This is a genomic window from Fictibacillus sp. EA-CB0309 (genome assembly GCF_055814265.1).
The window spans coordinates 3,073,970-3,097,297 of the sequence record NZ_CP169271.1; the positions used below are offsets into that span (position 1 = coordinate 3,073,970).

Genomic DNA, 23,328 nt, shown 5'->3' on the forward strand with positions numbered 1-23,328 from the left:
AAAGGTGTGCCTCCAACTCAAGGCACACCTTTGTTACTCATTTATTGAAATGTTTTGCTTACGTGGATGAATTCACGGTAACCAGAACGCGTCAGGTGATACTGATTGTCTAAATAACCGTCTTTCACTAACGATTCAAGCGTTTCTTCCGGGATGATGTCGATCACTTGATCCATACGTTGATTCAGATCTTCGAGCGACGCGTTTTTAAGCGTGATCGGGTTCATCATACGCACGATTCCTTCAATTCTGGAATCACGCTTTTGGAACAACTGCGGCGTTTTCTTAAATACATTTTGAATGCGATCTTTAAATTGATTCAATTCTTGCTTTGTATTAAAGGTTTCCGTTTCTTTTTCTCTGATTCTTTCATTGAAATACTTCATCTCTTCGTTGCTTAGCTGTGCTCGTGTGAAAAGCTCGTTGTAGATCTGCGTTTTATCCATCTCAATCTTAGCAAGCTCTTCTTCTTTTATGCGTTGCGTTTCCCAGATTTCTTCTGAGATCACTTCTTCTTCCGGTTCTTCTGCTTCCTCATCTTCTTCTGCCTCACTCACTTCAACAACAGGTTTCTCTGCTTTTTCTTCTTCAAAAAGCTCTAGTTGTTCAACAGGTTCAACTGCTGGAGTTTCCTCTACAGGAAGTGGTTGCGTTTCGGCAGTGACAACCGTTTTTTCTTTAGACGTATACGACTCAATCATCTTCTCTAGCTTGTTTATTTTGTTAAAGTAGATGAGTGAAATGGCGATAGCGAACAGTGAGCAAAATACGGATATAAAGTCGGAAAAGCGGAAGACAAATGGTGCTGTCGCGATTTTATAAAAAAGCAATAACGCGAATGCTCCAATGATAATAATCTTTAGCCAGCTTTCACGGTTTTTAATTTCGTCGATTGATTGAGAATCTTGATTTTTATTTTTGTTTGATAACATTTGTAATCGTTTCATGTTCTTACCTCTTTCATAGAGATTTTCGTGCAGTTTTTTATTTTAACGCAAAATACGGAAAGTGGGAAGGAAAAGCACTATTTCATCATGAAACTATCATCTTCTTAACAGCTTAATAAAATTATTTCCAATTTGGGACATATGTCCTTCCCAACATCTCTTCACTTATTCTTTAATAAGTATAGAATTTTACGTTGGGAAGTGATGACATGAAAGGAATACTGTTCGCCTTTTTGGCCGGTGCTTTTATAACCTTACAAGGCGTTGCGAACGCACGGATCAGCCAAGACATCGGTTCCTGGCAAGCTGCTACCATCACGCAATTGACTGGTTTTATTGCAGCGCTTTTGATTGTTATGTTCGTTAAAGATCAAAAATGGAAACAATTTAGACAAGTGCGTCCGATCTATTTGACGGGTGGCTCATTTGCGGCCGTTGTGATTTACGGTAATATTTATGGCATCCATTCGATCGGTGTAACATTGACGATTGCTGTTATTTTGATTTCACAGCTCGCGATCACTTTTTTAATCGATGGCAAAGGCTGGTTCGGTGTGATAAAAAAGAAATGAGACTTCCGCAATTTATCGGAATCGCGATGATGATTGCTGGAGTCGTGATATTGAAATTTTAAGTATGCAAGACTTGAGGTGAACGTGAAAAATGAATGATATGCATAACCCTGATCTGCTTCAACATTATATAAAAACATACGAAATTGAGCCTATTCTTAACGAGGATCTTCTGCCCTATTTAACACTTCACCAGTATGATCATGGTGAGCTGATCTGTTCGCAAGGTGACCCATATGAAAATCTGTATTTGTTAGTTAAAGGTAAGCTGAAAATCTTCAACACCTCACCTGAAGGCAAGACGCTCATTCTTTCATTTAAAACGCCGCTTGATGTTGTCGGTGATATTGAATATGTACAGGGTACGGATTTTATCAATACGGTTGAGGCGGTCTCCGAGGTTCATATGATTGCCGTTCACCACCGCTGGCTTAAGAAATTCGCAAGCGATCACACACCGCTTTTGAAGTTTTTATTAAAAATGATTACGGAAAAGTTTTACGTGAAATCAAGTTCGTTAAGCTTTAACTTGCTTTATCCGGTGGAAGTGCGTTTTGCGAGTTACCTGTTGTCTGTGTGTTTTGATGAGTCGGATGCTCTTTATAGCGGGAAACTCAGCACGGGTCACTTAATGGATGCCGCGAATTTGATCGGAACGAGTTACCGGCATCTGAACCGTGTCATTCAACATCTTTCATCAGAAGGGTTAGTAGAACGGCACAAAGGTTTTATCGTTGTAAAAGATCGGGACGGCTTAAGCGAGCTTGCCAACCATAGAAATATTTACGAATAGAAAGGGGATGTTAGTAATGTTATTAGGTTTATTCTTTGCGGTTATTGCGGGCTTACTCGTTGGGCTGCAAAACATTTTCAACACGCGTGTTAATGACCACGCCGGAACGTGGTCGACGACTGCACTGGTGCTAGGTCTAGGATTTCTAGCTTCCATGACGCTCGGGCTTGTTTTTGAAGGAACAGGGCTGTTTGTTCTGCACAATATGAAAACGTGGTTTTGGTTCAGTGGGTTGATCGGCGTGGGAGTTGTTGTATGTCTGGTCCAAGGAACGAGGCTGCTCGGTCCTACGTTTGCGATTTCCATCGTTTTGACATCACAGCTCGGATCGGCATTATTGTGGGATTCAGTAGGCTGGTTCGGATTAGAAAAATCCCGTTTACGACACAGCAGCTAGTTGGTGTACTCGTAATCATCGGCGGTGTGATTGTGTTTAAGTTTGGCGGGTTTTCTAAGGAAAAGCGCGAAGTTCGGGAAGTTCAAAGTCAGTTGAAACACCAAGCTGCGGGGAGATCATGAATCTCCTCTTTTTTATGTTCAAAAAAGCAAACCTCCTACTTATTACCTTCTTTCCTCCTCAAATTCCCAAAACTTTCTCCCCATTCACCTTACTAAAAATGGGTAGTCCCCTCTATTAAAAATATACTAGGCGTACGTTACACTATAAAAGTAGAACCCTTTTTTGAAAAATTCAAAATATGGAGGTATTACTTTGAAAGTGAAAAAGAAAGTTCTGTCTGTTACCTTGTCTGGTTTAATGGCTTTTGGCGCGCTAACTACGCTATCTTTACCTGCACATGCTGTCGGGAATGGTCCTGGCGCGGGAAATGGATCCATTCAAACTTCTATCTTACATACGTATGAAGAGCTTGTTGATACTTTAAAAATACTAGATGCAAAACAAGATGCTATGAAACTTGAAGTTATCGGCCAAACCGTAAAAGGTCGAGACATTTACATGGCAAAGTACATATCAAATCCAAGTAACCCAACCATCTTATTTTTGACACAACAGCATGGGAACGAACAACTCACAACTGAAGGCGCTTTGGAATTTATGAAACACCTTGGTACGAATAAAACAAAAGGCGTGTTGGACAATGTGAACGTATTGGTTATTCCCATGTTGAACGCTGATGGCGCAATGGGAGATGTGAATTTCTCACTAGAAGATTACTTAGCTGATGGTGACCGCCATCTTACACGCTATAATGCGAATGAAGTTGACTTAAATCGCGAACATGATAAACCGACAAGTGAAATGGAGCCTGAAGCTCGTGTACTTCATGAAAATGTGTTCGCGAAGTATAACATTGATTACATGATTGATCTTCATCACCAAGGAACGTTGAGTGAGACGGACGGGCAACTTGTGTCTGGTTCTATGTTGTATCCAACGAATGCAAACGTGAAGCCTGAAGTGGTTGAAAAATCAAAACGTCTTGGTGCTGTAGTGTTCAATACCATCCAAAACACGGGCTGGGGCCACATTGGTAAATATGATGGCGGATCTGGCGCAAACATTGGACGTAATGGTGCTGCTATTCGATACGATATCTCTACTCTCCTTTTCGAAATGCGCGGAATGTCTGACCACTATCGTGAAGACTATGCGCTAGGTCAAAAGAGTAACGGATACTTGATCAAGCAAACGATCGTCACGCTAGATGCGGCTGTACGCGCGATTGCTGATGACTCAATCGACACGGTAGATGCAAGTTTTTGGGATACACTGCCACAACAAACGAACCGTTCTGGCGAAGTTGACGACGAATAAACTTAAAAAACAGTTCTCTAGGGGAACTGTTTTTTTGATGACTTTATGTATATAACACCTTCTGGATGAATTCTGTCTTGGCTTTTGTATATCCTTCACGGTCATTAGTAAACTCTTGTGTTAATTGTCTTTTTATTGCAGCGTATTCCTCTGCAAGCTGTGGATTTGTTCTTAGTTTATCTCTAAATATAATCTGTTTCTCCCAACGATCTTCTCCTTCTAACATTAGATGTAAATGTGCTATTCGTTTGTCGTTCTTCACTTTCACAAAAATCTTCTCCAAGGCTGTTTATCTAATTCGGGAGGTACATAGTGCCAATCGTATGAATTAAGTGTTTCCGCTATTATGTCAATACGCTCCAATGATGGAACAGATGCCATTAAGTCAATAATTGGTTTTGCTGGCAAGTTAGGAATTGCTGTACTCCCAATATGTTCTACTTCCTTAACACCAAAAGAAGAAAGCAAATCATAAAGTTCTTCTCTTCCCTGAAAACCTTTGTCTCTCCACATAGGGTCAGGCTTTTTTAACTCAATTTTTTCATATGCCCATACTGGGATGTTATTATGGTCTTTGCAATCCCCCATTATATCAATCCCCTTTCATTGCCTTTAACTATTTATTCGATTTAACTTTATTTAATCCTTTTACGTCAGAATTTCATAAATGTAAATTAGCATACAGCGTGACAGAAATTATTAGCATATTGCTAGAAAACCAACAAAAAAAACACCTCAAAGATCGAGGTGCTTTTCGGAAATGAGGTATTCTCATCTATTATTCGTAACTTTTTGCTCCAATATAGTGCTCTGACCAGTAAGAGCTGCTGAGTTCAGCTGATGTAACGCCTTTTGATGAAGAAGCGTGCATGAACTGATCGTTTCCGATGTAAACGCCAGCATGGCTCGGTCCGTCGCCTTCTAGATTAAAGAATACAATGTCGCCAACTGCGGGTTTATCAACCTTTGTTCCTTCTGCATAGATTTCATCGACTGTACGAGGCAAGTCGATGTTCTCTGCTTCGTCAAAAATATAATTTAAGTATCCGCTGCAATCAAAGCCGTCCGGTGATTCACCGCCATATTTATATGGTGTGCCTTCGTATTTCTTAGCTACTTCAACGATTGACGAATCATTCTGTTCACCGCTCTGATCAACACCGAGCGCTTTAAACGTTTCGTCACCAGCGATGCCATCTACAGTAATGCCTTTATCTGCTTGCAATTTTTTTACTGCGTCTGTTGTATAATCACCATAATAATCGGTTGTTTGGCTATAAGAAAAGTATCCTTTTTGATCTAATGTTTGTTGGAGGTCTTGTACGTCTGAATGCTGCATGCCTGGTTTGAGCGTCTGATCTCCAAGCGCCGCTTCCCCAACTACTGGATTAAACGCCACAACTCCTGCAATTACTAATCCTGCTGCTGCCTTTTTCAAAGTAACATCCCCTTTTTTCTTTATTTAATCTGACCTGTCCCATACTAACAGGTGGAGATGACAAAGAGATTGTAAGGGCATTACAGCGCAATAACAATTTTTGGCGAAATGTATGAGGAATTACACATTGTAATATTAGATAATTTTTTCCAGAACGTTGTGGACAAATAGAAGGAAAGATTGCCGGTAATTTGTATAGAGTATATAAAGGGCAAAAATGGGTAAGGAGGCGTCTACTTGGAGTTCCCGTTCATTCATACTAACTTTTGGGATGCATTAATCGCTGTGCCTGCCATCATTGTAATCATTGAAATTCTTAAGATCTTCTTCCCCCATCTCTCTACTTGGATTCCAACGATCGCCAGCCTGCTCGGACTGATCATTTCTGTACTCATCGCACACCCGCATAGTCTTTGGACAGGGATCGTTATGGGAATTGTTTACGGTATTGCTGCAGTTGGCTCGTATGCCGGCTTCGCAACGGTTGTCCACCACTATCGTGATCGAAATCCGCACAATCCTTATAAATAGTTGATTGCCAGATAAAGTTTGTTTAAGTTTAGTAGTATACGGACTTTTTGAAGAGATTAGGAGAAAAATCATGAATAGAAAAACAGCAATTGTAACCGGCACTTCCAGCGGGTTCGGCATGCTTTGTGCTGTGGAACTTGCGAAGGCCGGTTTTGATGTGGTCAGCACGATGAGGAATTTGGATAAGGCAGAGAATCTACTAAAACTGGCGGACGGTCATAACGTGGCATACCGCATCCTTCTTCACCCACTAGATGTGACGTCAACAGAATCAGTCTCCACATTTTCAACTTACATAAAGAAGTTTCATAGTATGGATGTGCTCGTGAACAACGCGGGGTTTGCACTTGGCGGTTTTTCAGAAGAACTTTCCGTTGACGAGTATCGTATGCAGTTTGAGACGAATGTCTTTGGTGTAATCGCAGTGACTCAAGCTGTGCTTCCCCTCATGAGAAAAAATCGCCGTGGCCGCATCATTAACATGAGCAGCATCTCTGGCAAGTTTGGTTTTCCAGGACTGTCACCGTATACAGCATCAAAACACGCATTGGAAGGATACAGCGAGAGTCTTCGTCTGGAACTGCGACCGTATGGTATTGATGTCGTTCTTGTTGAGCCGGGGTCTTATCAAACGAACATCTGGTCGTCGATCGACAACATGACGATAAACGCTGAATCTCCTTACCACTTTTATATGAAATCACTATTAGAAAATATTGAAACGGGAAAAGGAAGTCATGGCGATCCGCTTGATGTAGCGAATCTTGTGGTTGAGATTGCGACTTATACAAAAACACCTAAACTACGGTACCCCATTGGAAAAGGCGTGAGGTTGAGTTTGTTACTAAAAGCTGTTTTGCCGTGGAAATGGCTTGAAAAAGGAATTTTAAAAAAGCTGCTAAAATAACGTTTTTGCTTAATCACCTCTTATTGTGTACAGAATGCTAATGAGGTGATTTTTTTATGAAACTATTGATTATTGTTGGAAGTATCTTAGTTCCTATCGGAATGTTTCGGATGCAAAATGTTGTGCCGAAAAGCCGTTTGATATTTAATTTGTGTGCCATTCTAGCTGCACTTATATTCGGGAACTTGGCAGCGATCGGCATTCATCAGATCATTCACGACAACACTGTTTTCATGACAAACATTCACGGCGTTCTGTTGAATCCATTCTTTTTAGTCGCGGGCTCTTATTTAGGTGTGTATCTTCTCTATCGTTTGATACTGTGGACTTCTTTCGAACGGTAAAAAAGTTCAAAACCTTTGAAACCTAATGTAATTGTGATTCGTATTTTAATGTGGATTGATCATTCAGTACGTCTTTTTACGAATATAACTATTGGGGGAAATGAACATGAATAACCACGAAATCGATTATAAAATTTATGGCGACGACATGCAGTTTGTTGAGGTGGAGCTTGATCCGAAAGAAACGGTGATCGCTGAAGCCGGTGCACTCATGATGATGGAAGACGGAATCGAGATGGAAACGATTTTCGGTGATGGCTCATCTGGCGGCGGTGGCGGTTTGATGGGAAAACTGTTTAATGCCGGTAAACGCGTGCTAACGGGAGAAAGTCTATTTATGACAACATTCACGAACGAAGATCACGAGAAAAAGCACGTTTCCTTCGCTTCACCTTATCCTGGTAAAATCATTCCGATGGATTTGAGTGAGCTTGGCGGTAAAGTGATCTGTCAGAAAGATGCGTTCTTAGCCGCTGCAAAAGGCGTATCTGTCGGAATCGAGTTTCAGCGTAAAATTGGTGCAGGGTTCTTCGGTGGTGAAGGCTTTATCATGCAGAAGCTTGAAGGCGATGGCATGGCTTTCGTTCATGCAGGTGGAACGATTCACAAGAAAGAACTTGCTCCTGGAGAAGTGCTGCGTGTTGATACAGGCTGTTTAGTTGCCATGACAAGCGGTGTGAATTACAACATCGAGATGGTAAAGGGCGTAAAAACAGCATTATTCGGTGGTGAAGGATTGTTCTTTGCCACATTGCGAGGACCTGGAACAGTATGGATTCAGTCTCTTCCGTTCAGCCGATTGGCAAGCCGCGTGTTCGCAGCCGCACCGCATCGCGGAGGATCAAGTGATGAAGGCAGTATCGCTAAAGGCGTGTTTGGCATGTTGAATGGTGATTGATTGTTAAAGAACTGGAGAGCAGATCCAACGGGTAGTTGGTATCTCGCTCTCTTTTTATGTTTAATATTTGTATACTCAATTAAAATAAGCTGACACTCTTTGAGCCAGCTTATCATGATTCGATCCGTTTTGTGTAAACGACTAACCGCTTTTCATGTTCATTGTTTTTTCTGTTGTATAAACCGGTACACGTAATGAGGTTCAGCCTTGCTTGTTGACCAGGTCCGAAAATCTCACGAATAGGGGCTTCGTCTTTTTTATATGAAACGACCCTTTCGACTTGAAAGGATACTTTTTCATTTCCTTTTCCATAAATATGAATAGTATCACCTGGTTTCAGATTCTTTAAATAAAAAAATACAGCAGGGCCTTTGTAATCATCTACATGACCGGCTATGACTGCATTTCCAATAGCTCCAGGTTTCGCACCCAACTTATACCAACCAACATCTTCCCCGTTTTTAGGAACTTCCATCTGTCCTTTTTTATTGAGCCCTTGACTGTTTACTGCTGCATTCACTTTTAAGGTTGGAATCTCAATCCTTGATGGAACAATGCCTATGGGATCTGGTTTATTTGGTGCTTCTTTTTCCACTTTCTTATTCGTCATTTTTTGCATACCATTGGGTTGTTGCGTTGATTTTGTTGGTGTCTCTACCTCACTTGATGCATATACCTTTTTCTCATCTGTACCTTGTTGTTCATCCCTTAACTGATTGTTTCCTGCTGAGCAACTGCTCAGCAGGAACATGACTGGTAATAAAAGAAGTAGATTTCTCATTATTGAGCTGTACGTCTACGATATACGGCAAACGCGAGTGCACCTAATCCTGCAATAGCGATGATACCAGTTGTATAATCTGTCGTTTGCTCAGAAGCTCCACCCATACCTGTTTTAGGCATTTCTGAAGGCATCACATTTGAATCTTGCAGAACTAGCACTTCAAGCTTATCTGCTGTATTGATCGCATACACGCTGTATACTACATTTGCATCAAGCTTTGTTCCAGAGAGATCAAGAACTTGTGTACCGTCTGGAGTACGAATCTCTAAATCATACGTATTTGGATCCAACTCTTTATAGTCTGTGAATGCCTTGAAAGCAGCTCCACTAAACAATGCATCACCGCCGATCAATCCAACATCCACAGTCGGTGCATCTGGAGAAAGATGTCCGATACGTACTTTAGCTTTCCCTTCAGTCGCTTGCATAGAATCTTCTGCTACTAGTAATTCAATTTTTTCAAGGAGGTTCCCCGCTGCCAATGTATAAGCTTTACCACCTTCAACAGACAGGCTCTGTGAAATTACAGCGTTATCTTTTGTTCCAGCTGCAAAAATTTCAACTTTATGCTCACCCGCTGGCAATGGCATGTAATCTGTTGCCGCCTTAAATTCGGCTCCTTCGACAACTGGATTTCCATCGACGTATACATCAACTGCAGGCGCATCTGGTGAAGCATGCACAATACGAACCATCGCATCGTTCGACTCAGCGAATACCCCAGTTGCCATTAAAGCAAACATCATTACCGCGGCTAGTGCAGATCCCAATAACTTTTTCATTACATCTCTCCTCGCAATTTGATTACAAACAACTGTACATATTTTGTAAATTATTTGTATATGTTATGTACCACCTAAACATTCAACATAAACCATAATTTAGAAAAATTTACAAATATATTTTTTTCATAGAATAGGTTTTAAAGAAACATAAAAAAGTTAACCCTCCCTAGTGAGTTAACTTCAGTTTGGTACATATTTTTTTCTCTTAAAGTGATATAGTAAACGGCAGATTCTAGAAGGATTACGGCCTAAAATGCTGAAAAACAGTCCCTCTTCCACTCTCAACTTCTACTTCGGCATATGCTCCGTTAACAAACGTGATCTGTGGAGGCTGATGGCCGCAATCCACATCATAAATGATTGGAATTTGGAGCTCATCCTGCAAATCCTGATATACGTCTTTCACTGTGTAATCACCAACAGGCTCGTTTGCTTCACTTCTGCCAAATAAAATACCTGAACAATGCTCAAACCAGCCAGCTAACTTCATGTGAACGAGCGTTCTTCTTAAATCGGTCGTGTTCATCTCACAATTTTCTAGGTACCACAGCACTGGTTTATCATTCAAAAACTGTTTTTTAAACTGAGCAACATCACCAAATGGCGTACCAATCAGATGCCGGATTATATCGATACAGCCGCCAAGTAAACGTCCTTCTACTCTCTCTTTTTCCCTGATACCGTCTTCCAGTTTGTTTTCTCCGTCAGATGAAACACACATGGTGTCGGCGCATCATGCTGCCATTTCTCCTGATATTTCTCTGAGGATTGCTGCAGGATTGACTCTCCCACTTTTGTTCTCAGTACTTTCTCCCACATAGCCGTTGTGTCATCGGAATACTCGCCCCTTACATCCACGAAGTTTGTGCCGTTAGCGGTTGCAAGTCCTGTTTTTAATGTGATGGCGAGCATCAGAGCACTCGTATCGGAATAGCCAAGAATCCACTTGTCACGAATAGTATTAAAATCCACATGCTCCATGATTTCGATTAACAGTTCACCGCCCCATGGTGGGATGATTACATCGATCTTGTCGTTTCTTAACATCTCATTCAGTTCAGCTGCGCGTACTTTTGCTGGTGCTGATTTTGCCTTTGATTGCGTCCAAACTGTATCTCCGCAGATTACTTCATAACCCCTTTGCTCCATACGCTCACATGCTTGCTTAAACATGTTATGCAAAACGGGTGGCACACCAGAAGAAGGTGCGGTTACACCGATCACTGCCTTTTCTTTTAACATTGGATATTTAATCATTACAATCCATCCTACTTTTGTATTTTTCCGAAATTCAGTAAAAATCGGCACAGTTAAATTCGACAAAAGTAGTTGAAATCCTTTAATTCTTTGCAATCAGTGGCGATTCCACCTTGATCATGACTTTCCCTTTGGCTCGACCCGTCTCTACATATTTAATTGCATTTTCTGCTTCTTCAAACGAAAACACTTTATCAATGACAGGCACGATTTGCTCGCTTTCCACCAAGGAGGCGATTTCTTTCAATTGTCTTCCGCTCGGCTTCATGAAAAGAAAATGGTACTGAACGTTATATTTCTTTTCTAAACTCGTCAACTTTCTACTTACGATTGAGAAAATCATCTTTTTGAAAAGACCCATATTGTTTTCTTCTGCAAACCTTGTATTCGGAACTGCTGAAACAGAAACAATCTTTCCACCTGGTCTTAGCACTCCAAAGGATTTTTCTAATGCTTCTCCACCGAGTGTATCAAACACTGCATCATAGTCTTCCAGCACTTTTTCAAAATCCTGTTCTTTATAATTGATGATTTCATCAGCACCAAGGGACTTTACAAGGTCATATCCTTTTTCACTTGCTGTCGTTGCGACGTATGCGCCCATTGCTTTCGCCAACTGGATCGCAAATGTGCCAACGCCCCTGCTCCAGCATGAATCAGGATTTTCTGCCCTTCTTTTAATTGAAGAACATCATGAAACGCTTGCCAAGTGGTCAGTCCCACAAGCGGAAGCGAGGCACTTTCAAGCAGGGTGATATTTTCAGGTGCAATCGCGATATCATCTTCATGGACGGATATATATTCTGCAAATGTCCCAATACGATTTTTCCTCGGTCTGCCATACACTCTGTCTCCTGCTTTAAACGACGAAACTTTACTTCCTATCTTTACTACCGTTCCAGAAAAATCATTCCCTAGAATCAATGGCATCTCGTATGTAAGCAACAGCTTTACTTTTCCGTCTCGTATTTTAAAATCGATCGGGTTAATGCTCGCCGCGTGAATCCTTACTAATACGTCATGATCACCAACGTCAGGTGTTTCCACTTTTCTTTGCTGTAACGGAACATCCTTGCCGTAACGATCGATTACCATAGCTTTCATTTACTTCATCCTTCCATAAAAAACAGCCTATTTCTTAACGATTTTACTATTTTGTACATTAAACAAGCTACTCATAAGGAACGTCCAACATATGCATATATCGAACAAACTGTTTTTAGAAAGGAGGAAATGATCGATATGAATAATCATCCTATGAACAATTACCCATATAACCACCAAAATCAGCATTCGATTGAGGAATCGCAGTACGTAGAGCGTCAGATGGAAGAAGATGAAGCAGGTCCTTTTGCTCCACCGCCGCAACAATTTGCACAGAGTCAAATCCCTCAGCCGTTCTTCACTCAAACATTCCAGCCGCCACAGATTCGGGCACGATTATGCAACTGTTTAGGAAGTTGGGGTCTTCTTGGCCTTCGACGTCAAGGTCAATTTGGACGTGACTTTTGGTTCTTCCCTGTTGCGATCCGCCAAAACAGTGTAACAGGCTATATTTGGGTTTATGGTCGACGTCAGCGTGTGCGTTATGGTTTTTCTCAAATCCGGAATTTCGTCTGTGTTGGTTGATTTGAAAAAGCCGCTCTCCTAGGAGAACGGCTCTTTTTTTCTGTTCTTAATAAATTTAGTCAATCGACGGAAGGCTTAATTGCCACGAAACGCCAAAGGAATCCTGCACCCAGCCGAATTTCTCCATACCAGGCAGTTCTCCTAAGGGCATAAGCACTTCTCCACCGTCTGATAACGATTGAAATAGATGCTGTATTTCATCAAGAGAGTCACACTCAACAAACAAAGAAATCGCAGGAGTAAATGTGAACTCGTGTTTTATAGCACTGTCTATACACATCATGTTTTGTCCTTTAATCGTAAAGGTCGCGTGCAGCACTGTTCCATCTTCTTGATATAGAATATTTTTGATCTCAGAATCCATGAACAACGAAGTGTATAGATTCATCGCTTCCTCGGCTTTTTGTCCTTGAAACAAAAGAAATGGAGTTACTTTTTGATTTGATGCTGCCATGTTTCATCGTCTCCTTTCGATACCTAGCGTACATCTTCGTCTTTTTATTCGAAATTCCTTCACAAAAAAAGACTATCCATTTGATAGCCTCACTTACGATGATGCTTGTTGTTTGTTGTGCCTTTTTTGAATGATGATTGAGATGATCCCGATAAGGACAGCGATTCCGACACTTACATAAAGCCCTGGGCGTATCGTTTGTTCGAACCATGTTCCGGTTACAGCTAGAAATATGAGGATGATTGCGACAATCGAGAACAGTTTAGTCCACAACGACTGCTTCAAAATTTTCATTGACGAAATGATAATAAAAAGCCAGTTGAATAAAAGCAAGATACCGGCAGCTGTTGTAATGTATTCGTAGATCTTCCCTGGCAGTAAAAGTGCGGTGATGATACTTGCTAAAAGTCCTGCGGCACCAAGAGTCATGGCAGGCAGAGGCAATTTCTTGAATTTAATGGTTTTCGCAAATAGTTTCGGCGCATCCCCATCTTCCGCCAACGTCATCAACAGGTTGGTTACCCCAAACAGCGCAGCCGCCATTGCCGAGAATCCCGCCACAATGATTGCCCCATTAAAAACGTGCGGAAAAAACCTAGATGATATCGTTCCATTGCGGTTACAAAAGGACTCTCCTTATGATCAAAAACATCCATCGCAACAGTCGTTACAGCGAGTCCCATCGATAAAACATATATAATCGTGAGCATCAAAAGCATGATCGTCCCTGCTTTTGTGGCATCTTCCGTCCTTTTAAGCTGCATCGCCATCATGCCGATTACTTCAATTCCTCCGAACGCGTAAAACGCATAGATGAGTGACGACCAGAAGCCTTTTAAGCCCCTGTAAAATAACCGTCAAACGTATTTGGGATATTAAGATCATAGTTCTTCCCATCGACTAGTCCGATTAGCCCTGCGATTGCTAATATGATAAACATGACGATTGCAGCTACTTTTATAACAGCTAGTAAATTTTCCACTTGGTCAAACTTCTTCGTTCCAGCCAACACAACGATAATGGCGAGAACGGCATAAAAAGCAGCAAAGATCCAAAGCGGAATGTGTGGAAACCAGAATTGAGAAAGGATAGAGAGTGCGGTTAACTGACTTCCCATGATCAAAATGTTGGATACCCAATAGTTCCAGCCACAGCTAAAACCTGCCCATCTACCGTAAGCATGAGAGGCATAATAGCAAAATGAACCTTTTTGAGGATCTGCCGCAGTCATCTTGGCGAGTAGTTGAAACACGATATATGTACCGATCGCAGCTAATAAAAAGGAGAAAACGATAGAAGGCCCGGTAAGCTGGATGCCGATCGTTGACCCAAGGAAATATCCTGTTCCTATTGTGCAGCCGACTCCAACCAGCGAGAGCTGCCACCACGCCATGTTTTTTGCTTCTGATTTATCCATTTTGGGCTGAACAGGTCCGTTACAATTGGATTTTTTCACAATAATACCCTCCTGTTTTACAGGTATTATTGTTTAACTTAAATCGATGAATATTCATGTTAAATAAAAAGACTCATGAATTTACATCGATTGGCAGGTTGATTGGTGTGTAAGGAGCTAGATTTGAGAGTGCACACACATGTTATCGGTGTTAAAAATCCATTTTGAATGTAAACGGGGATTCCATGAGTAAAAATAGTGGACTTTCAGCTCTCCAAACGGTTCTCCTCTTATACTGGGTGGGGTATCAAGCGAATAATTTTAGAAAATTTGTACTTAATCCCGCGAGTTTTGGCTCTAATCCCGCGAGATTCCGCTATATTCCCGCGAGTTTGGCTCATATATCGGCGAGTCGATAAAAACCGACAAATTTCACCCAACCCTATACCCTCACCCCTCACATCAATGACTCAAGAAAACCTCAAGACAATAAAAACGATATCCCTTTATAGCCAAAATAACAGCCAAACCCGATGAGTGATAACCCAGATACTTTCGATATCCCATCTAAAATGCGGTCAGCAAGCACCTTACGGAAACCGCTTGATACGATTGCCATCGTAAAATCCCACATTAAGATTCCGGAAAAAATCGCTGCACTATATAACAGCAAGCTTTCCATACTATATTTCGCTGCCGTTTCTGCAAGTATAGAACCGTAAATTCCTAACCAAAATAAGATAGTAAGAGGATTGGTGAGCGACATAAGAAAGCCGGCCATAAAACTCCTGCTGTTATGTACCGTGTAATCTTTATCACTGCTATTTTTTTCTGTTGTCGCTTTTTTGAAGGTCTCTATTCCTGTATAAAGAAGGACGAAACTGCCGAAGAGCCATAGAAAGGTTTTGATGAATGGCGTGTTGATGTAGCTGACAAGACCCATATACACCAAGAGCATGTATAGCGCATCCGCCAATGTAGCTCCAAGCCCCACCATCCAGGCTTGCCAAAATCCATATTTGATGCCGCGGTCCATCTGTGCAGCGTTTACTGGACCAATTGGAGCAGCGAGGGATAAGCCTAATAGCACGTATTTGATAAAAAGAAACATAGACGACCTCCACAAATATGATGGACAACTCATGCCTGTCTTCATCTTATTCGAAAGCACGTCTTATCAGACCATAAAATCAATTCATTAAAAGGAGTGCAGACGAATGGATCACCAGTTCAGCCCCAAAATCCAAGAAGCTCTTGACCATGTGAAGCGTGCGGATGAAGCGATGATTGAAGCGCAAGCGAACCAAACACCTTCATGTTTTCAAACCGCGAAGATATGGCTCGAGACCGCTCAACAATCTGTACATGATGCTGGAGAAGGAATGTCTGAAGAAGAAAAGAAACAGTTGCATCATGCTAAAGAATATTTAAGACATCTGCACGAAACACAAGCTGCTATCCAGGAAACGAACTACGATTGATTATTGACGCAGAAATCCCTCATGATGAGATCACGAGGGATTTTTTCATGCTATGCAAATAAATTTCGGATGAACCCGGCTTGATTAACGGTTTCGGTTTTGACATCTACATTTAGTTTACGAATGTTATCACAATAAATATGAAGTCGCTGTGCTTTATCTGCGTTTAGATAAGAGGCGTAGTTGTCCAGCTTATCTACTTCGCGTAGTACGTCTTCCTTCGTGTCTGCTTTCTCAATCCTGCTGCAGCAAGAGTTGATCTGGTCATAAACAGACATGCTAGCCACCTCCTTTTAGGTTTGTTTCTCTATTCCCTTCCTCCATTTTTTAAAACTGAGACTAATGAACCGCTAAGTCGTTTAACAATACTTTCCATATGTTGTCTGCTAGACTAAAAACGAAAGACTTGATGGAGGAGGACAACATGATGAAAGAATTTCTATGTACAACATGTGGAACACAATATGCAGCAGCTGATTCACCATTAGCGGAATGTGTGATCTGTAAAGAAGAGCGACAATACATAAACCCCAACGGCCAAGAATGGACCACGTTAGATGATTTGGTTCAATCAGGCAAGTATCGAAATAAAATCGCGAATGAGCAGGACGGTCTCTTTAGCATAAAAACAGAACCGGAATTCGGCATAAGCCAGTCCGCTTTTTTAATTGAGGAAAAAGGGTTTAGACTTTTATGGGATTGTATTCCGTATCTGGATCAAGAAACGATAGACCAAATAAATGCAGAGGGTGGCATTGACGCGATTGCATTATCCCACCCGCACTATTACTCCACTCAAGTACGATGGGCAGAAGCGTTCGATTGTCCAATCTACATACATGAAGACGATAAGGAATGGGTGCAACAGGAAAGCGACCGTATTATTTATTGGAGCGGAGAGGAAAGAACACTGGCTCCTGGACTCGTTGTTCATCGTTTAGGAGGACATTATAAAGGCGGCGCGGTGCTTCATTGGGAAAATGGCGGGGCTGCTGGTATTTTGTTGACAGGCGACGTCATTCAAGTAGTACCCGACCGAAAATGGGTGAGCTTCATGTATAGCTATCCCAACATTATCCCGCTACCTGCCAGCACAGTTGAACGAATGGCCAATAAAGTGGGGTCCCTGCAGTTCAAGGAATTATATAACGCGTTTAACCGACATGTGAAGAGTGATGCGGATCTTGTTGTTCAGCGATCTGCGGAACGATATATTGCGGCACTCAAAGGTGAATGGTTTACGACATAGAAGACAAAAAGGTGTCCAGCATAATCGGACACCTTCCTTATTTACAACATATTAACTTCAAGCAATCACAGGTGGCAGCGTTCTGCCTGTTTCCAGCAATGTCTTCAGGTTGCTTAAGATCGCCGGCCAGCCATTGTTGAATCCTACAAACGTATCTTCTTCCTCCACGATATCGGCTTCCATCAAATTTTCATGACGAAGCGTCAATCTAACCGTTCCGTTCATCTCTTTTAGCGTGAAAGTCGCGATGGTCGGAGTTTTCCGCTCTTCTTCGTCCCATTTGTTGTTCCACGTAAATGAAAGTTCTTTTTCTGGATCGCACGTAATGATTTCTCCCCAATCGGTCACTTTGCTGCCGCGGGAATAAGTGATACGTGATCCTTTTTCCCATTCCGACTCAACCCTGCTTCCGAAAAGTATTGTTCTGAAAGATCTCCGCTTGTCAGAGCTTCCCACACTTTTTCAGGTGCAGCCTCTATGTAAGTCACATACACGAACTTTAAATCTGTCATGTGAAGTTCCTCCTTTTAATGAACGCCTTTTTCTGAATCCCAGTTACCTTTTGATTTTCTGATTTCTACGATTTGCCCGATATGATAAGCATTGTGGATGTTAATGTTCGCAAGCACGGAGTACCACGGGTCATGACGATCTTCATGAGCTGAGCGCTCAAAGATTTCATCGTCCGCTTCGTTTACCGCTAACGTCCAATGGTTTAACACAGCAAAAAGCTGTTTTTTCGCTGCTTCCCAATTCTCTTTGTTCTCATTTTGAAATGTTTCATCATTGCTTTCAATTTTTCGAGTTACTGGCTTTCCTTGGAAACGTTGCAAATAGCGTTCGTTCCAAAAATTAAGTGGTTGACGATTTCCCAAATGGAGTTGCTGTCCCCTGATTTTTCTTTTGCCTGTTCAGCCGTAAGTCCATCTAACGCACGCTCAATCGGAACAAACCAGTTTGGCTCATTGTGATTGGCGGCCATCTGTCTTAGTAATATTGTTTTTTGGTCCACGAAGAAAAACCTCCTGCGCAAAAAAATGTGTACGAACAAACATTCTGCATCAAGAGGTCCAATTCCTTTTATAAACTGTTAAATTTCTTGTTTTAAGCCGAGTTCTGATAGCTGCACCCTGCGGCCTTCTGCACTTGAGATTGAGGCTGCTTCATTAATCGCGGTCAAGTTCAGGATGTCATCTCTTGTTATGGCAGGCTTCTTACCGGTTTTAATGGCCTGAACCCACTGCTCCATGCTAGATGAGATCGGATTCGGCAGTTCTGGTGTCACCCACTCATCTGTGCCAAGATGCTTACTCTTGATTCGAACATCCTTCCATTCCACCATCAATGTTCCTTCTGTTCCGTACAGTTCTAGCTGCTGCGGACTTCCGAATGATAAGAATCCGGTCTCAATCATCCCCATCGCACCTGATTCGTACTCCACCATAACGACAGCATTATCGTCCACGCCAAGCTTATAAAATTCGTTCAGCTTTCCGCTAACCGCCTTTACTTTTCCGCCTAAACGGTTCGTTAAGTAGATCGGATGCGCGCCAAGATCAATCAACGCCCCTCCGCCACACTCTTTCTTATTATAAAAATGCTGTGGCAGCCATCCTTTTGGGTTCTCTTCAGATGGCACCGAGCCGTTGTGCGCCACACGGCATCTGATATATGTAATGTCTCCGAGCAAGCCTTTGTCCACAGCTTCTTGCGCGTACAGGTAAAAGCTTTCTGTCAGCCTTGGAAGGTTCACCATAAGCTGTACGTTATTTTTTTCCACCGCTTCTAAAATGTCTTCACACTCTTTTACCGTGAAGGCGAGTACTTTTTCCGTAAAAATGTGTTTACCATGGTTCGCCGCAGCGATGATTACGTCTTTGTGGCGGTTCGTTGCTGTTGTCACGATTACGCCATCAATGTTTGGATCGTCGAGCACCTTATGTAGATCGGACTCGTAAGAAACACCTAACTCTTCTGCCCACTCTGTTCCGCGCTCTTCATTCTCATCCCACACTGTTTTAATAGAAATTGCTTCGTTTTCCGTTGCTTCGCGTGCATAATCAACCGCGTGCACATGCCACTTACTGAGTAAAGCCACATTCATTTTTGTCATCACTCCTCACGCTAGATTTACCTACATTATACATAACAGTAGATAGAAGTTTTATATTTTTGCGATATCAATTGGCGTTAAAATTTTTCTCGAGGATAATTTGGTGGTGTGTTTGTCGAAATTTCGATAAATTTTTTTATCTGTGGAATTAAGCGCGTTAAGTGTGGATAAATTTTCAATTACCATGGATAAAATCAGGATTACCAAGGAATCGGGTGTGATTTTAAAAAAATGGGATGACTAATCCAAAAAAACCGGTCTTAAAGGACAAAATCATCCTCTAAAACCGGCTAAAAACGTTATTAAAGCTCCTTCGCTTTAAATGTGTCTCCACCTTTAATCGTTCCGTTCTCGAATCCTTTATAAAACCAGCGCTGCCGCTGTTCAGATGTTCCGTGGGTGAAACTCTCTGGCACGACATAGCCTTGAGACTTCTTCTGAAGCGTATCATCGCCAACACCACTCGCGGCATTCAGTGCTTCCTCAAGATCGCCTTTTTCCAAAACGTTCATATCCTGTGCATGATTCGCCCAAACTCCCGCATAATAATCAGCTTGCAGCTCAAACTTCACTTGATACTTGTTATACTCGGTCTCACTTAACTTGGAGCGCAGTGCGTGAATCTCTTCTGTTTTCCCTAAAAGGGTCTGGACGTGGTGACCCACTTCATGTGCAATTACGTAAGCCATGGCAAAATCGCCAGGTGCATCGAACTTGTCCTGAAGTTCCTGATAAAAACTTAAATCTATGTACAGCTTCTGATCACCGGGACAATAGAACGGACCGACCGAAGAACCCGCTGTTCCGCATGCAGACTGAACACTTCCAGAATACAAAACGAGCTTCGGTTCTTTATAAGTCAACCCTTGATCCTGAAAAATCTCCGTCCATATGTCTTCCGTATCGGCTAAAACAACCGAAACAAACTCTGCATCATCGTTTTCTTTTTGGGTTTCCTCGTAAGGAACGGATTGATCTTGCTCACCCATACCTCCGATCAGATCGCCAGGATTTCCGCCTAACAGCGTTACGATTAGGACGATAATTAAACCGCCAAGGCCACCTCCAACAGCAAGACCTTTTCCGCCCATTCCTCTTCGATCTTCTACGTTTGTACTTCCGCGTCTGCCACGCCATTTCATATCCGTATCCTCCTCAGGTAACATACATCATCATTTTTAATTACTTGTATACCCTAAGTTCATATGAAATAGCCCAGTGTTTGCTAAAAAAAGCGCATACCACTTTGGGTATGCGCTGCAAAAAATTATTCAGTCTTTCCTTCGTATGAATCCATTCCGCCAGCCATATTGATCACTTTAAATCCATGGCTATCGAGCAGTTGGCACGCACGTCCGCTTCTTCCCCCGAACGGCATACCATGACGTATTCCTTTGACTTGTCTAACTCGTGCAAACGGAATTCCAATAATCCGAGTGGAATATGGGTAACACCAGGAATTTTTCTTTCTTTTACTTCATCCACTTCACGTACGTCTATGATATTTAACACTTGTCCTTCATTTAACTTTGTTTCTATTTCTTTTGCTGATAACTGTTTCATTATCATTTCCTCCTTTTTTAATTCCAGGCACTGACTCCGCCCTTTACGTTCGTTACTTTTGAGAATCCTGATTTCACAAGAATCTTACTTGCTTTTTGGCTTCTCATACCGCTTTGGCAGATCACAATCACTTCTTGATCTTTTGAGAGCTTATCCGTTTTTTAGAAAGCTGGTGCAGCGGAATGTTATTAAATCCAGGAATGTGGTAGCTGTTAAATTCACCTTGCGTACGAACATCAATAAACTGCTTTTTCATATCTTTAAGTTCTGCTTTTAATTCTTGTGTTGAGATGTTTCTCACACCTTTTGTAGGCATAAAGCGCTGAACGATAAACCATATAATAAGAGCAAAAAGAATATAATTAAGGTATTCCATGGTTTTCACCTTCCTATGCATGAATTAACTTCTAGAACTCATATTATACCCTATGGGGTATATTGTCAACCTGAATAAAAGGACTTCCGAGTCAGTCCTCTTAAATCATTTTATAGTACAAAACTGTCGTATCTATGCCGCCTTCTACATTCTGTGCAAAGCTTGGAATACGCCCAGCTTCATTATAGCCGAGGGACTGATAAAGAAAATTAGAGGGGTCCCCTTCTCTTGTGTCTAAAATGAGCAGCGATCGTTCTTCTTGTTTCGCTCTTTTTTCCGCATGCAGCATCAGCTGTTTTGCAATTCCTTTTTGTCTGAACGAAGGATGTGTCATAAGCTTAGCAATTTCAGCACGATGTGTTCCGTTTGGTTTCATGCATAAGTGAAGCTGGATGGTTGCAGCAACCTTCTCATCAACTTTTGCGATCCAAAAGATAACGTCAGGTTTAACACAGCTTTCCCAAAATGCGTCAGCATCTGCTTTTGGAAGAGGCGGCAAAAGCCGATAGAAGCTCCTTCACCAACTACTGTGATTAGAAGCTCTGAAAGCTCGTCCTTACATTCGTCAACACTAAATAACTCAATAATCTCCATCCCTATTAACTCCTTTGTTACCGCATGTCTATTGTTCATTTTAATATTCCTTCTTCTATAATAAAAGTAAAATTTGAGCTAGTTTGGTTCGCGATATTGTTTAATTATCGATATGATAGACACACCACTATTCATTCAGGAGTGTTTTGTTTTGACTAAATTATTATTAATTGGAGCTGGAGAAGTGCACTTATCGGTTCTTCAGCTTATACAAAAAAGAAATTCAAAGATGTCGAGATCGCAATGATTGCTGAAGAAAAGAATCGAGGGGACATCAGCACATTATGTGAAAAAGCTAACGTAACTTTTATAGAAGACACGGTTATCTCATTCGATCCACTGCAGAAAATGCTTTTGAGTTTTTCGGGTGAAATTTACCGTTTCGATGTAATTTCTTTTGATATTGAAATGAAGGTTTCATTATTTAAGCAAGCATTAGTGCCTGTTGATAATCAAGGCTTAATGGTGGTTCAGGATACGCTGCAGAATACTGAATTTCCTTTTCTGTTTGGCGTCGGGAATTGTATCCACATTGCTGGGCAGCCGAATTCCCCTGGAGATAGAGAAGTTCTAAGTGAAGTTTTATTGAGTAACATCCAGTTGTATCTTTCTGACCGTCCACTAAAGCCGTTAGGATCAAAGAAAGCCAGAATCTCGTTTTTTGCTGAATGGATTCGACGTTTAAATAAAAAGTAAAATTCCTTTTAAAAAAGGCTGTTTTCACAAAAGGACCTAGAAAAACATGTGAGTGAGCACAAAATACGTTTTTCAAAGAATCTGTACTTTCTCACATGCTTTAGCCATATAAAAAAGGCCGCTCAAAAGGGTAATTCCTTTGAAGCTGCCTCTCTTCATAATTTCATTTTCTAACTAGACCAGAAATCATCAAACTCCACACTTGTTCAAACTCTTGCTCTATTTGAGGTGATGTCCATTCTTTTGCAAGCGCTGGATGATGAAACCGGGCCGTAGCAAAAAAATCGCCGCTGCCTGCTCATGAGCATTCCCCTTTTGAAACTCGCCACCTTGCATACCCTCTTCAACAATCTTTGTTAACTGAGCGATCAGTTCGTGGATATGTGCTGTGATGGCCTCAACAGATTCTTCAGCAAGCGCGTTATACATCGCAAACAATTCCGGATCTTCCTTCGCCTTCGATTGTTTGATATGAATCAGCCTTTCAATCCAGCTTCTCACTTTATCGAACGCTGCCCCTTCTTCACTAACAATTTTACCGAGCGGCGTGGACACTTCATGAAGCCATCGTTCAGCAACCGCCTCTTTTAACGCTGCCTTGCTTGCAAAATGACGATACAAAGTCCCATGACTCACACCGAGTGCACGAGCTACATCAACGACTGAAGTTTTATCCAGTCCGAAGCGGCGAAGAACTTGTTCGGTTGTATCTAAAATTTGTTCCCTCGTTAAAGGTTCTGCCAT

At 41.6% G+C, this 23,328-nt stretch carries 24 protein-coding genes and 10 pseudogenes; 12 read left to right on the top strand and 22 right to left on the bottom strand.

Annotated features, from left to right (window positions below):
• Positions 1-41: 41 nt before the first annotated feature.
• Positions 42-947, bottom strand: a complete 906-nt coding sequence (locus ACEWFH_RS17230) for a hypothetical protein (RefSeq protein WP_473724988.1) — start codon at positions 945-947, stop codon at positions 42-44.
• 209 nt (positions 948-1,156) lie between these two features.
• Here ACEWFH_RS17230 and ACEWFH_RS17235 point away from each other — a divergent pair.
• From ACEWFH_RS17235 to ACEWFH_RS17250, 4 genes and pseudogenes are all read left to right on the top strand, one after another.
• Positions 1,157-1,581 (top strand): annotated as a pseudogene (locus tag ACEWFH_RS17235) (DMT family transporter).
• A 29-nt stretch (positions 1,582-1,610) separates the two neighbouring features.
• Positions 1,611-2,312, top strand: coding sequence for a Crp/Fnr family transcriptional regulator (locus ACEWFH_RS17240; RefSeq protein ID WP_473724989.1), 702 nt, complete (start codon positions 1,611-1,613; stop codon positions 2,310-2,312).
• Positions 2,313-2,328: 16 nt separating this feature from the next.
• Positions 2,329-2,831 (top strand): annotated as a pseudogene (locus ACEWFH_RS17245) (DMT family transporter).
• Positions 2,832-3,030: 199 nt separating this feature from the next.
• Complete coding sequence (locus ACEWFH_RS17250; protein WP_473724990.1) at positions 3,031-4,089, top strand: M14 family zinc carboxypeptidase; 1,059 nt, start codon at positions 3,031-3,033, stop codon at positions 4,087-4,089.
• A 43-nt stretch (positions 4,090-4,132) separates the two neighbouring features.
• Here the strand turns inward: ACEWFH_RS17250 and ACEWFH_RS17255 are convergent.
• Positions 4,133-4,677 (bottom strand): annotated as a pseudogene (locus ACEWFH_RS17255) (GrpB family protein).
• A 190-nt stretch (positions 4,678-4,867) separates the two neighbouring features.
• The gene (locus ACEWFH_RS17260) at positions 4,868-5,527 is read right to left on the bottom strand and encodes a C40 family peptidase (RefSeq protein ID WP_473724991.1); all 660 of its coding nucleotides are present in this window, start codon (positions 5,525-5,527) and stop codon (positions 4,868-4,870) included.
• Between the two features lie 237 nt (positions 5,528-5,764).
• Between ACEWFH_RS17260 and ACEWFH_RS17265 the strand changes: the two genes are divergently transcribed.
• The 4 genes from ACEWFH_RS17265 to ACEWFH_RS17280 all read left to right on the top strand — a co-directional run bounded on the left by ACEWFH_RS17265 (position 5,765) and on the right by ACEWFH_RS17280 (position 8,207).
• Entirely contained in the window at positions 5,765-6,058 is a 294-nt protein-coding gene (locus ACEWFH_RS17265) for a hypothetical protein (protein WP_473724992.1), read from the top strand.
• A gap of 70 nt (positions 6,059-6,128) precedes the next feature.
• Positions 6,129-6,965 carry an SDR family oxidoreductase gene (locus tag ACEWFH_RS17270; RefSeq protein WP_473724993.1) on the top strand — a complete coding sequence of 279 codons (837 nt, stop codon included), beginning with the start codon at positions 6,129-6,131 and terminating at the stop codon, positions 6,963-6,965.
• Positions 6,966-7,021: 56 nt separating this feature from the next.
• The gene (locus ACEWFH_RS17275) at positions 7,022-7,309 is read left to right on the top strand and encodes a transposase (RefSeq protein WP_473724994.1); all 288 of its coding nucleotides are present in this window, start codon (positions 7,022-7,024) and stop codon (positions 7,307-7,309) included.
• A 106-nt stretch (positions 7,310-7,415) separates the two neighbouring features.
• Positions 7,416-8,207, top strand: a complete 792-nt coding sequence (locus tag ACEWFH_RS17280) for a TIGR00266 family protein (protein WP_473724995.1) — start codon at positions 7,416-7,418, stop codon at positions 8,205-8,207.
• A 112-nt stretch (positions 8,208-8,319) separates the two neighbouring features.
• On the opposite strand, the gene ACEWFH_RS17285 is transcribed toward ACEWFH_RS17280, so the two are convergent.
• The 4 genes and pseudogenes from ACEWFH_RS17285 to ACEWFH_RS17300 form a co-directional block, all read right to left on the bottom strand.
• On the bottom strand, positions 8,320-8,988 hold the full coding sequence (locus tag ACEWFH_RS17285; RefSeq protein WP_473724996.1) for a class F sortase: 669 nt from the start codon (positions 8,986-8,988) through the stop codon (positions 8,320-8,322).
• Positions 8,988-9,773, bottom strand: coding sequence for a DUF4397 domain-containing protein (locus ACEWFH_RS17290; protein WP_473724997.1), 786 nt, complete (start codon positions 9,771-9,773; stop codon positions 8,988-8,990). Before ACEWFH_RS17290 ends, ACEWFH_RS17285 begins: the two co-directional genes overlap by 1 nt.
• Positions 9,774-10,017: 244 nt before the next feature.
• Positions 10,018-11,033 (bottom strand): annotated as a pseudogene (locus ACEWFH_RS17295) (S66 family peptidase).
• Positions 11,034-11,115: 82 nt separating this feature from the next.
• Positions 11,116-12,137 (bottom strand): annotated as a pseudogene (locus ACEWFH_RS17300) (NADP-dependent oxidoreductase).
• 138 nt (positions 12,138-12,275) lie between these two features.
• Between ACEWFH_RS17300 and ACEWFH_RS17305 the strand changes: the two are divergent.
• Positions 12,276-12,662, top strand: coding sequence for a hypothetical protein (locus tag ACEWFH_RS17305; RefSeq protein WP_473724998.1), 387 nt, complete (start codon positions 12,276-12,278; stop codon positions 12,660-12,662).
• A gap of 55 nt (positions 12,663-12,717) precedes the next feature.
• On the opposite strand, the gene ACEWFH_RS17310 is transcribed toward ACEWFH_RS17305, so the two are convergent.
• The 4 genes and pseudogenes from ACEWFH_RS17310 to ACEWFH_RS17325 all read right to left on the bottom strand — a co-directional run bounded on the left by ACEWFH_RS17310 (position 12,718) and on the right by ACEWFH_RS17325 (position 15,623).
• A complete protein-coding gene (locus ACEWFH_RS17310) occupies positions 12,718-13,116 on the bottom strand; it encodes a VOC family protein (RefSeq protein ID WP_473724999.1) in 399 nt (132 codons plus the stop codon).
• A gap of 93 nt (positions 13,117-13,209) precedes the next feature.
• Positions 13,210-13,931 (bottom strand): annotated as a pseudogene (locus ACEWFH_RS17315) (hypothetical protein).
• Positions 13,932-13,951: 20 nt separating this feature from the next.
• Positions 13,952-14,572, bottom strand: coding sequence for an amino acid permease (locus tag ACEWFH_RS17320; protein WP_473725000.1), 621 nt, complete (start codon positions 14,570-14,572; stop codon positions 13,952-13,954).
• Between the two features lie 421 nt (positions 14,573-14,993).
• On the bottom strand, positions 14,994-15,623 hold the full coding sequence (locus ACEWFH_RS17325; protein ID WP_473725001.1) for a LysE family translocator: 630 nt from the start codon (positions 15,621-15,623) through the stop codon (positions 14,994-14,996).
• Between the two features lie 106 nt (positions 15,624-15,729).
• Between ACEWFH_RS17325 and ACEWFH_RS17330 the strand changes: the two genes are divergently transcribed.
• Entirely contained in the window at positions 15,730-15,993 is a 264-nt protein-coding gene (locus ACEWFH_RS17330; protein ID WP_473725002.1) for a hypothetical protein, read from the top strand.
• A gap of 50 nt (positions 15,994-16,043) precedes the next feature.
• Here ACEWFH_RS17330 and ACEWFH_RS17335 read toward each other — a convergent pair whose 3' ends face one another.
• Positions 16,044-16,271, bottom strand: coding sequence for a hypothetical protein (locus tag ACEWFH_RS17335; RefSeq protein WP_289496452.1), 228 nt, complete (start codon positions 16,269-16,271; stop codon positions 16,044-16,046).
• Between the two features lie 146 nt (positions 16,272-16,417).
• On the opposite strand from ACEWFH_RS17335, the gene ACEWFH_RS17340 reads away from it, so the two are divergent.
• Positions 16,418-17,242 (top strand): MBL fold metallo-hydrolase, encoded by an 825-nt coding sequence (locus ACEWFH_RS17340; protein ID WP_473725003.1) that lies wholly within the window; start codon positions 16,418-16,420, stop codon positions 17,240-17,242.
• A gap of 57 nt (positions 17,243-17,299) precedes the next feature.
• Here the strand turns inward: ACEWFH_RS17340 and ACEWFH_RS17345 are convergent, their stop codons facing one another.
• The 9 genes and pseudogenes from ACEWFH_RS17345 to ACEWFH_RS17385 form a co-directional block, all read right to left on the bottom strand.
• Positions 17,300-17,662, bottom strand: a complete 363-nt coding sequence (locus tag ACEWFH_RS17345) for an SRPBCC domain-containing protein (RefSeq protein WP_473727338.1) — start codon at positions 17,660-17,662, stop codon at positions 17,300-17,302.
• Positions 17,587-17,754: a hypothetical protein gene (locus ACEWFH_RS17350; protein ID WP_473727400.1), complete on the bottom strand. Its 168-nt coding sequence runs from the start codon at positions 17,752-17,754 to the stop codon at positions 17,587-17,589. The genes ACEWFH_RS17345 and ACEWFH_RS17350 overlap by 76 nt, the downstream gene beginning before the upstream one ends.
• Before the next feature lie 15 nt (positions 17,755-17,769).
• Entirely contained in the window at positions 17,770-18,075 is a 306-nt protein-coding gene (locus ACEWFH_RS17355; RefSeq protein WP_473725004.1) for a hypothetical protein, read from the bottom strand.
• Positions 18,048-18,254, bottom strand: a complete 207-nt coding sequence (locus ACEWFH_RS17360; protein WP_473725005.1) for a hypothetical protein — start codon at positions 18,252-18,254, stop codon at positions 18,048-18,050. The genes ACEWFH_RS17355 and ACEWFH_RS17360 overlap by 28 nt, the downstream gene beginning before the upstream one ends.
• Before the next feature lie 78 nt (positions 18,255-18,332).
• The gene (locus ACEWFH_RS17365) at positions 18,333-19,355 is read right to left on the bottom strand and encodes a Gfo/Idh/MocA family protein (protein WP_473725006.1); all 1,023 of its coding nucleotides are present in this window, start codon (positions 19,353-19,355) and stop codon (positions 18,333-18,335) included.
• 302 nt (positions 19,356-19,657) lie between these two features.
• Positions 19,658-20,497, bottom strand: coding sequence for a KPN_02809 family neutral zinc metallopeptidase (gene ypfJ, locus ACEWFH_RS17370; protein WP_473725008.1), 840 nt, complete (start codon positions 20,495-20,497; stop codon positions 19,658-19,660).
• Positions 20,498-20,622: 125 nt separating this feature from the next.
• Positions 20,623-20,918, bottom strand: a pseudogene (locus tag ACEWFH_RS17375) (rhodanese-like domain-containing protein).
• A 17-nt stretch (positions 20,919-20,935) separates the two neighbouring features.
• Positions 20,936-21,294: pseudogene (locus ACEWFH_RS17380) on the bottom strand (rhodanese-like domain-containing protein).
• A 100-nt stretch (positions 21,295-21,394) separates the two neighbouring features.
• Positions 21,395-21,888: pseudogene (locus ACEWFH_RS17385) on the bottom strand (GNAT family N-acetyltransferase).
• Between the two features lie 243 nt (positions 21,889-22,131).
• Between ACEWFH_RS17385 and ACEWFH_RS17390 the strand changes: the two are divergent.
• Positions 22,132-22,584, top strand: coding sequence for a hypothetical protein (locus ACEWFH_RS17390; RefSeq protein WP_473725009.1), 453 nt, complete (start codon positions 22,132-22,134; stop codon positions 22,582-22,584).
• A gap of 163 nt (positions 22,585-22,747) precedes the next feature.
• On the opposite strand, the pseudogene ACEWFH_RS17395 reads toward ACEWFH_RS17390, so the two are convergent.
• Positions 22,748-23,328: pseudogene (locus tag ACEWFH_RS17395) on the bottom strand (TetR/AcrR family transcriptional regulator).

What these genes read in the sequence shown, in the direction of transcription:
- ACEWFH_RS17240 (WP_473724989.1), top strand. Translation starts at nt 1,611, where the DNA reads ATGAATGATATGCATAACCCTGATCTGCTTCAACATTATATAAAAACA.
- ACEWFH_RS17305 (WP_473724998.1), top strand. Translation starts at nt 12,276, where the DNA reads ATGAATAATCATCCTATGAACAATTACCCATATAACCACCAAAATCAG.
- ACEWFH_RS17340 (WP_473725003.1), top strand. Translation starts at nt 16,418, where the DNA reads ATGATGAAAGAATTTCTATGTACAACATGTGGAACACAATATGCAGCA.
- ACEWFH_RS17275 (WP_473724994.1), top strand. Translation starts at nt 7,022, where the DNA reads ATGAAACTATTGATTATTGTTGGAAGTATCTTAGTTCCTATCGGAATG.
- ACEWFH_RS17330 (WP_473725002.1), top strand. Translation starts at nt 15,730, where the DNA reads ATGGATCACCAGTTCAGCCCCAAAATCCAAGAAGCTCTTGACCATGTG.
- ACEWFH_RS17270 (WP_473724993.1), top strand. Translation starts at nt 6,129, where the DNA reads ATGAATAGAAAAACAGCAATTGTAACCGGCACTTCCAGCGGGTTCGGC.
- ACEWFH_RS17285 (WP_473724996.1), bottom strand. Translation starts at nt 8,988, where the DNA reads ATGAGAAATCTACTTCTTTTATTACCAGTCATGTTCCTGCTGAGCAGT.
- ACEWFH_RS17365 (WP_473725006.1), bottom strand. Translation starts at nt 19,355, where the DNA reads ATGACAAAAATGAATGTGGCTTTACTCAGTAAGTGGCATGTGCACGCG.
- ACEWFH_RS17230 (WP_473724988.1), bottom strand. Translation starts at nt 947, where the DNA reads ATGAAACGATTACAAATGTTATCAAACAAAAATAAAAATCAAGATTCT.
- ACEWFH_RS17335 (WP_289496452.1), bottom strand. Translation starts at nt 16,271, where the DNA reads ATGTCTGTTTATGACCAGATCAACTCTTGCTGCAGCAGGATTGAGAAA.
- ACEWFH_RS17350 (WP_473727400.1), bottom strand. Translation starts at nt 17,754, where the DNA reads ATGACAGATTTAAAGTTCGTGTATGTGACTTACATAGAGGCTGCACCT.
- ACEWFH_RS17280 (WP_473724995.1), top strand. Translation starts at nt 7,416, where the DNA reads ATGAATAACCACGAAATCGATTATAAAATTTATGGCGACGACATGCAG.
- ACEWFH_RS17310 (WP_473724999.1), bottom strand. Translation starts at nt 13,116, where the DNA reads ATGGCAGCATCAAATCAAAAAGTAACTCCATTTCTTTTGTTTCAAGGA.
- ypfJ (WP_473725008.1), bottom strand. Translation starts at nt 20,497, where the DNA reads ATGAAATGGCGTGGCAGACGCGGAAGTACAAACGTAGAAGATCGAAGA.
- ACEWFH_RS17390 (WP_473725009.1), top strand. Translation starts at nt 22,132, where the DNA reads ATGATTGCTGAAGAAAAGAATCGAGGGGACATCAGCACATTATGTGAA.
- ACEWFH_RS17325 (WP_473725001.1), bottom strand. Translation starts at nt 15,623, where the DNA reads ATGTTTCTTTTTATCAAATACGTGCTATTAGGCTTATCCCTCGCTGCT.
- ACEWFH_RS17290 (WP_473724997.1), bottom strand. Translation starts at nt 9,773, where the DNA reads ATGAAAAAGTTATTGGGATCTGCACTAGCCGCGGTAATGATGTTTGCT.